Genomic DNA, 7588 nt, shown 5'->3' on the forward strand with positions numbered 1-7588 from the left:
CGGGATGCGGCTAGACGAAAAAGGAAACATCTATGTGGGCACCTTGGAGGGCATCCACGTGCTCAATCCCCAAGGCAAACTCATCGGTAAGTTTCTGATGGCGAAACAAACAGCCAATCTGAGCTTCGGTGGCGCCAACAACGATATTCTCTTCATTGGATCCAGCGACACCCTGTGGGCCGTGAAACTGAAGGCACGCGGCCTTGTGCCACTGCGCACGCTAGCGGACAACCCCTAACTCAGTTTCCTGAAGACGCAGGAGCATTATCCAGACGAATGACACGGGAGCCGTTGTTTCCCACGGCTCCTGCAAAACTATTGATCAGACTGGGATGAATGGCGGCTCCAATGCTTTCAGCCTGGCGCTGGGGAAACAACACCTGAAAGGTCAGAGAACCACTGACCCCAGTTAGCTCATCATAATTGGAAGCGAGAGTCGCGCTCCAAGAGCGCGCAAAAGAATAAGTGAACTGCAACTGTCCTCCAACAGCCGAACCGGTGCTATTACTACCCACTACATAAACCCTGGGCTGAACTGCGAGACCTGGATAGCCCGTTGGCAGCGACACTTGAAGATTAACGGATGCCAAAGGGGTGTCCCCAGAAGCAGTGGCTCCGGGGGGCGTCATGGGCAGCCCCATTGTTAACACCAACTGATAGTCCCGCTTTGTATATTCAAATGCAGCCCCAATCTGTTGATAATACTCGCCCTGCTGCCAGAGGCTATCGTAGCCAACACTGGCACCACGAAACGCATTGCCCTGTTCAAACAGTGTCCTCACACCAAGGCGCGCACTCTGACCGAAAGCCTGAAAAAAATCCGAACCAGCAGAAGCACCGATCAACGGCTTCTCCGATGCAAAAATCTTGGCATCAAAAAAATATCGATCGCGCGCTGTTTGAGCAAGGGGAACGATATAGTCATATTCAAGCCGATTAGATGAATATGGCTGGGGAATCACCAGCTTGATCATCTGAGAGGCGCCAAGCTTCAACGGCTCTTTTGCAGCGCGTTCATGGCTTTGTGCCGGAGCAGCGAGAATCAAAACCCCCAATGAAAGTGCTGCTTTGCCACCAATCAGGCGCCCAGTTTGATTCATTACCGCTGAGACAGTGAAGCAAGGCCTTTTGGAGCAATAATGCAAACAGACAGCAGCGCCAAAGCCAGAGCCACCCAGGCACCCCAGCCAAACAACGTTGAGATTGGAAGCTGAAGCGCTTGCTGCAGAGTGCCTCCACCAAAGGCAGCCAAACCAAAGCCCAGCTGATACGAAGCAATCAACAGGCCAGCCACAAATTCACCAAGCCAATTCAGTCGCTTTTGCCCAAAGCTGATGATCAACGGCAACATCGCCGAGCAGCCGAAACCTGCAAGAGCGAAGAGCACAAGGGCGCTGCTGTCGTCGCCAGAAGTCAAACGGCTGATGGCCACCAGGACGACAGCCAGAAAAACTGGCAAGCCGGGCAGGAGCAATTTAGGTGTAAGCCAGCGGGATACACCTGAGAAGAACAGCCTTCCGATGGTAACCATCGCCCAAAATACAGTGAGCGCCATCGAAGCAATCTGAGGCTGGCTTTCCACACGCCGAGACATCAACAAAACCGACCAATTGCCATTCAAGGTTTCAATCAGCCCATACAGAATAGCCACCAGCACAAACAGCACCAATAGCCCAGGGGCTCCCGGCTGGAGCCCAGCCATTGCGCCCCCGTCCTGAACGTTTGAACTCAGTTGCAACGGCTGGGCACGACACGCCACCAGAAGAAGCGCCGCTGCCACCAGCACAATCAGGGGAAGCAGCCACCAGATGCCGGGTCCGACCACCAGAGCGGCCAACGCAGGGGCCAAGGCAGTGCCCAGACCCAGCAGAGCATTCAGCATCAGAATCGACTGATCCACCCGTTGCGGCTGGAAGTCGGCGATAAAGGTATTCAGGAGGGGCACCACAGCGCCAAAACCAAACCCCATCAGTGCTGTTGCCGTCAGCAGCATCGGCAGGGCAACTGTGGGCTCATGGATCCACAAAGAGCTCAGCAGAAGCACACCCATCGAGGCCGTGTCGGCCATCAATCCGAGCAACAAGAGATCTTTTGCTCCCCAAAGCCGGGAGAACTTTCCGCCCAGGAAAGAAGCTGCGATGGCAGCGATCACCTGTGGCAAAAAGATCAAGCCATAGGAACTGCTTGACAAGCCATAGCCGTTCGTTGACGTCAGAACCGTACTGATGGCGGGGAAGGTTACCAACGCGACCCCTTGCATCACACCGACCAGGAGAAGCACTACCTGCTCAAGGCTGTGGTCTGCCGTGGATTCAGGAACAGCTCGGAGCTGGGCGTCAGATAGATCGCGCATCAGAAATCGGATTCACAAACAGCCAAAAACGATTCGGGGCGATTTGCATCAGTCAAGGGTTTATGAGTTGATGCCCCCTGCAGGCAGATCGTACCCCGGTTGCCCTGAACGGACAGCACCATCCCAATCCGCCTTCGGCAGCTTGAAGGTCAACGGATTCCACCGGCCATTGGCCATGCGGTGCCAGCGGGCGCTGACATGGGTTCGTCACAGGGTGCTGGCCACCGACATGATCGGTAGGTTGCACTTCTGGCCCGGATGCCCCGCTTCCTGCTGGTCTGGGTCTACGGGCCCTGGGGCGCCTCCGCCGCCGTCAACCTGACGGCCCTGCGCCTGATGGTGTCTGATGACTTCAGCCTGCGAAGCCATGGCTGGAGCCTGATCGGCAGCGGGTCTATCTGCTTTTCGATCGGCTGCGTCTGCAAGGTTTCCTGGGAGCTGGCCAAGATCAACCGCAACCTGGCCCGCGACCGCCAGATGCTCGAACACATCGCATTGCACTAGGGCCGCCATGACACCCAGACGCCTTACCCCGAGACGGCTGCTCGTGGTGATCACCCTGCCCTGGATCGCCGCGGCAGCCGTCATGCTGCTCCTCACCAAACTGCGCGATGGGGACGTGCGCTGGCACTGGGGCTTGTTTGGCAACGCGGCCATCTGCTTTTCCATCGGCTGCCTGGCCCGCACCAGCGTGATGCTGCATGAGCTGGCCCAGGAGGAACAGCGCCGCAGCCGGGCTGCCCTTCCAGGAGCCACCCCCCCGCCATGAGCGTGCATCGACATGGGGCTGGGGCCCGGAAGGCTCGACGCTGCAACGCTCGACGCAATTTGGTAATCGCCGTGGTCGCGGGATGGGTCACTGGCCTGGCTGGCGGATCGGCCAGCTGGAGCCAGCCCCCCCTGCTCAAGCCTTCGGCCACCTTGCTGCGCAGCCTGCAGCGCTTTGAACGCGACCTCCAGGCCCTCGACCTGGCGGTTCCGGGCGATCCCCAGGCGATGGACCCGAGGGCTGCGGCACCGGATGGGGAGATCCTGGAGCTGCTGCAGGCCCCGTCGGCGGGAGCCATCCCCACCACGACGGCAACCGTCAGCGTGGTGCGCCGAGTGAGCCTGAACCTGCCCACCGCCCTGGAGGTGGCCGTCCGCAACGACCCCGATCTGGCCGCCCAGGTGGCCGCCGTGAACGAGCGGCAGGGGTGGCTCACCTCGGTGCGTGGTCGCTTCTGGCCGGAGCTGGCCCTGCTTGTGAGTGGCAGCACTAGCCAGAGCCAGACCACCAATCGGGTGGGGGAAGACAACGTGGGCATCTATCCAGCCGGATCACCCTTTTTGGTGGAACCGAACGGCTGGAACCGAATCCAGGAAAACCTGCAGATCGGAGTGGCCGGCCTTGGCCTCGACTGGGAACTGGTGAGCTTCGAGCGCAATTCGGCCTTGGCTGAGGCCAAGAATGAACTGAGCGCTTCACGGCAGCGCTATGCCAACCGGCTACGCCAACTTCAGCTCGACGTCAGCCTGGCCTACTACGGCCTCCAGCTCGCCGAACAGCTGCGGCGCGTGCGCCAGGTGGTGTTGAGCAACGACAGCCTGATAAGAGAGGAGGTGCAAGCCCTCAAGCAGTCGGGTCTGGTGCCGCGGCTGGATCTGTTGCGGGCAGAAGCCGAGCTGCAGCAGAGCCGCTACCGGCTGGAGCAGGCGGAGGCCCTGCGCGCGAGCCGCGAACGCCAGCTCAGCAACCTGATCAACGTGCCTTTCGACATCACGGTGACGGCGCCGGAGGCCATCGCCCTCCAGCCGCCCTGGCCCCTCGACCTGCAGCAGACCCTTATTCAGGGCTTCAATGACAACCCCCAGCTGCTGGCCCTGCAGGCCGCCCGGGATGCCCTGCTGCGCCAGGCCGACCGCCGTGCCGCCGAGCTGCTGCCCAGCCTGCGGCTGTTTGCCCAGGCCAGCGTGGCGGAGGTGCTCTCGAACAAACCGGTGATCGACCTGCAGGGCTGCTGCGCCGCCACCAACATCCCCGAGCTCTACAGCCAGAGCGCGGACTGGGCCGCCGGACTGCAGCTGCGCTGGCGCCTGTTCGACGGGGGGGTGACCAGTGGGGCGGCGGCGGCCAGCCGTGCCGCGGCGGTGCGCACCGAACAGACGCTGGCCCGGGAACGCAACTCCATCCGTCAACGGCTGGAGGCGGCGTTTTTCGATCACCGCGCCGCCCTGGGACAGATCGTGGCCTCCCGGGCCTCCTATGCCGCCTCGCGGGAGGCGTTTAGGGATGTGCGGGCGCGCCATCAACTCGGACTCGCTGACTACACCGATGTGAGCACCACCATTCGCCTGCTCACCCAGGCTATGGAGGGCGTGGCCGAGTCGATCACCCTCGCCAATGTGAGCTACTCCCAGCTGCTACGCGAACTCCTGCCTGTACCAAACGAACCCGGCCAGCCCGTCAGTCTTCCCCTGGTGCTCGAGCCTGCTGGCGGCGCCAGCACCAGGCCCAGCCGCGCCACGCCAACAGCACAACCAACACCGCAAACCAGAACCACACCTCCGGCGCGTTGGCGTGCAGCAGCACCACCAAAAGGCTGATCTCAACGATCAATAGCGGCAGCTCCCGGCGCAGGGGCGTCCTCATGGCCTCTCCTCTCTCCTCATGGCAACCCTCCCGCCTGCCGCAGGGACGGGCGGTCCTGACGCTGCTGGCCCAGGTTGCGGTAGCTGCCTGTGACGTCGCGCAGCACGGGCAACACGTAACTCAAGGGGGTGCGCCACTCCACGTAGCCATGGGCCTTGAGGGTGAGACCCTCCCGAATGGGGAACACACTGCTTCCCCGCGAGAGGGTCCAGCGGTAGCCATCAAAACTGCGGGCGCCGGGGTCCAGGCCGATGTTCACCCGCATCACCGGACCGTTCTTCACCAACGCCTCCGCCAACTGGGGATTGCCCATGGTGGTGTCCACATCTTCCCGGGTGGCAGGCAGCACACTCACCTGTTGCACCCGACCCTGCACTCCCCCGAAACGACCACGCTCATTCCAATCGGGCACCACTTCCATCGGCAGCCGGGGAGGCAGACGCCTGGCGTCGGCCGGTGAGAAATAGGCCACTGCCAGCAGGGGATCACCGAGCTTGCCGCCGAGGGTACCGAGGCGCTGGCCGGGTTTGACTGTCTGGCCGCGCACCACCTGCAGGTCGAGCACCTGGCCATCACGATCCGCGATCAGGGTGCCTTCGTAGGCCAGTCGCACCTTGGTCACCTTGATGGCTCGGCGGCTGTCGTCAATGCGATAGCGACGGCGCTGCTGCTCAGTTTCGATCTCCAGCTTCACCTTCTCAAAGACATCTTCGGCTTCCTTTTCGCCGATGCGCAGATTTTCAATGGCCACCTCCAACTGGGTCGCCCGATCCTGGGTGGACACCACCTGCTCCGCCAGCGGGGCCACCACCTCCTCACGGGCCAGCAGGCGGAAATCGGCAACTTTTTGGTTGTAGGTCTGGCGCAAGCCAGCCGCTGGCGCTCCCGGGTCAGCTTGGTGAGGGCGGTATCTCGCACCGTGCGGGCAGCCTGGAGACGCACCCCATCGCGGCGGTCGAGATCGGTATTAATGGCGATCAACTCCGCCAGATCCCGCTCCTGTCGCCGCAACTCCTGCTCCAATGCCGGCAGATAGAGCCGGAGCAGGGGCTGCCCGCGACGAACCGCCTCGCCCACCGCTACGGGAATCTCCAGGATCTGCCCGCCGGCACGGGCGTCAATCACCTTGGCTCCTCCCGGCACGATCATCACGCCACGGCCAACCACCTCCGTGGGCACCGGCCAGAAGCAGACCCAACCTACGGTGAGCGTCACCAGCCCAGCGAGGGCAAACAACACCTGGCCTTCCGGATCGGCGGCCTGGCGACGAACCCAGCTCCAGGCATCAGCAGCCAACATTCACCGCCCCAGACGCTCCCGCAGATGGTCGCCCACCCGCAGGGCATTGGCGATGGCCGTGAGTGAGGGGTTCACCGCGCCGATGGTCGGCATGAAACTGGTATCGACCACGTAGAGGTTGTCGAGGTCATGGGCCTTGCAGTTGAGGTCCAGCACTGAGGTGGCCGGATCGTCGCCGAAGCGGCAGGTGCCGGCCTGGTGCGCCACGGCGGCAATACCCATGGCGTTCTTGACATAAATCTGGCGCTCCACCAAATGCTTCTTGAGATAGAGCTGGTCCAGCATCCCGGTAAGCCGGCCGTAGAGCCGCTGGGCGGCGGTTGGGTTGTTGGGCGTGTAGTCCAGATGAATCTGGCCCTCGCCATCGATGGTCACCCGGTTGTTGGGGTCGGGCAGATCTTCCGATGAGATCCAGAAATCGACAGCGTGCTCAGCGATTTTGTCCATCGACCAACCCGGCATCAGGAAGGTTTCGAGCGGCGCATAGCCCTTCATGATCGTGCCGTTGGTCTTACCCGTCATCTGGATATTGCCCATCGGGTAGTCAAAGTCGGCATCCCCCAGATACCAATCGTTGATCGAAAGCGTCTTCTGGAACACGGTGGTGTTCGGCTCGTGGGCCAGGGCCACCATCGCCTTGCTGTTGTGGGACATGTAATTGCGTCCCACCTGGTCGGAGCTGTTGGCCAGACCGCGGGGGTGCTGGTCGTTGGCTGACATCAGCAGCAGCCGGGCCGTATTGGCGGCACCACAACTCACCACCACCACATCACCCCGCACGGTCATCGGTTGACCATCCCGCTCCAGCTGCACGGCCTGCACGCTGCGGCCCGAGGCATCGGTCTCCAGGCGACTCACATGGGCCCGGGTGAGCAGCGAGACATTCGGAGCAGCCAGGGCCGGCCGCATGCCGAGCACGTCCGCATCGGATTTGGCATGCACCAGACAGGGGAAGCCATCGCAGCAATTGCACCTGCGGCAACGGCTGAAGGCCATGTTGGCCTCATCCAGCATCACCCCGGTAGGGGCATGGAAGGGATGCAATCCGGCCAATCGCAGATCATCCACCAGCTTCTGGATGCGGGGCTCATGGGCCACCGGCGGATGGGGATAGGGGCCGCTGCAGGGGGGCTCGGTGGGATCTTCGCCCCGCTGACCATGCACGTGGTACATCTCTTCCGCCCGCTGGTAATAGGGCTCGAAGTCGCTGTAACGCAGCGGCCAGGCCGGCGAAATGCCGTCGAAGTGATGCAGCTGCTCAAAATCCTGCTGACGCAGGCGGAAGTGGGCCGCGCCATACATCT

Annotated in this window: 9 protein-coding genes; 4 read left to right on the top strand and 5 right to left on the bottom strand. The window is 62.1% G+C overall.

All coding sequences use genetic code 11. The features are described from left to right. Nucleotides 1-238 (top strand): SMP-30/gluconolactonase/LRE family protein (locus tag KBY74_RS12545; RefSeq protein WP_254942982.1); only part of this gene is annotated, 238 nt, incomplete at its 5' end. A 1-nt stretch (nt 239) separates the two neighbouring features. On the opposite strand, the gene KBY74_RS12550 is transcribed toward KBY74_RS12545, so the two are convergent. Further along, nucleotides 240-1100 (bottom strand): hypothetical protein, encoded by an 861-nt coding sequence (locus KBY74_RS12550; RefSeq protein WP_254942983.1) that lies wholly within the window; start codon nt 1098-1100, stop codon nt 240-242. After that, nucleotides 1100-2353, bottom strand: a complete 1254-nt coding sequence (locus tag KBY74_RS12555) for a sugar MFS transporter (RefSeq protein WP_254942984.1) — start codon at nt 2351-2353, stop codon at nt 1100-1102. The genes KBY74_RS12550 and KBY74_RS12555 overlap by 1 nt, the downstream gene beginning before the upstream one ends. Before the next feature lie 258 nt (nt 2354-2611). Between KBY74_RS12555 and KBY74_RS12560 the strand changes: the two genes are divergently transcribed. The 3 genes from KBY74_RS12560 (at nt 2612) to KBY74_RS12570 (ending at nt 4939) form a co-directional block, all read left to right on the top strand. Next, on the top strand, nt 2612-2857 hold the full coding sequence (locus KBY74_RS12560) for a hypothetical protein (protein ID WP_254942985.1): 246 nt from the start codon (nt 2612-2614) through the stop codon (nt 2855-2857). A 7-nt stretch (nt 2858-2864) separates the two neighbouring features. Continuing rightward, nucleotides 2865-3122: a hypothetical protein gene (locus KBY74_RS12565; RefSeq protein WP_254942986.1), complete on the top strand. Its 258-nt coding sequence runs from the start codon at nt 2865-2867 to the stop codon at nt 3120-3122. 71 nt (nt 3123-3193) lie between these two features. After that, a complete protein-coding gene (locus tag KBY74_RS12570; protein ID WP_315859068.1) occupies nt 3194-4939 on the top strand; it encodes a TolC family protein in 1746 nt (581 codons plus the stop codon). 62 nt (nt 4940-5001) lie between these two features. On the opposite strand, the gene KBY74_RS12580 is transcribed toward KBY74_RS12570, so the two are convergent. From KBY74_RS12580 to KBY74_RS12585, 3 genes are all read right to left on the bottom strand, one after another. Then, on the bottom strand, nt 5002-5793 hold the full coding sequence (locus KBY74_RS12580; RefSeq protein WP_396123192.1) for an HlyD family efflux transporter periplasmic adaptor subunit: 792 nt from the start codon (nt 5791-5793) through the stop codon (nt 5002-5004). Further along, on the bottom strand, nt 5676-6284 hold the full coding sequence (locus tag KBY74_RS13910; protein WP_396123191.1) for a hypothetical protein: 609 nt from the start codon (nt 6282-6284) through the stop codon (nt 5676-5678). Before KBY74_RS13910 ends, KBY74_RS12580 begins: the two co-directional genes overlap by 118 nt. Continuing rightward, nucleotides 6285-7588: GMC oxidoreductase (locus KBY74_RS12585; protein ID WP_254942989.1), on the bottom strand; the 1304-nt coding region annotated here is incomplete at its 5' end.

Source organism: Cyanobium sp. A1C-AMD (assembly GCF_024346495.1).
Taxonomy (GTDB): Bacteria; Cyanobacteriota; Cyanobacteriia; order PCC-6307; family Cyanobiaceae; genus Cyanobium_A; species Cyanobium_A usitatum.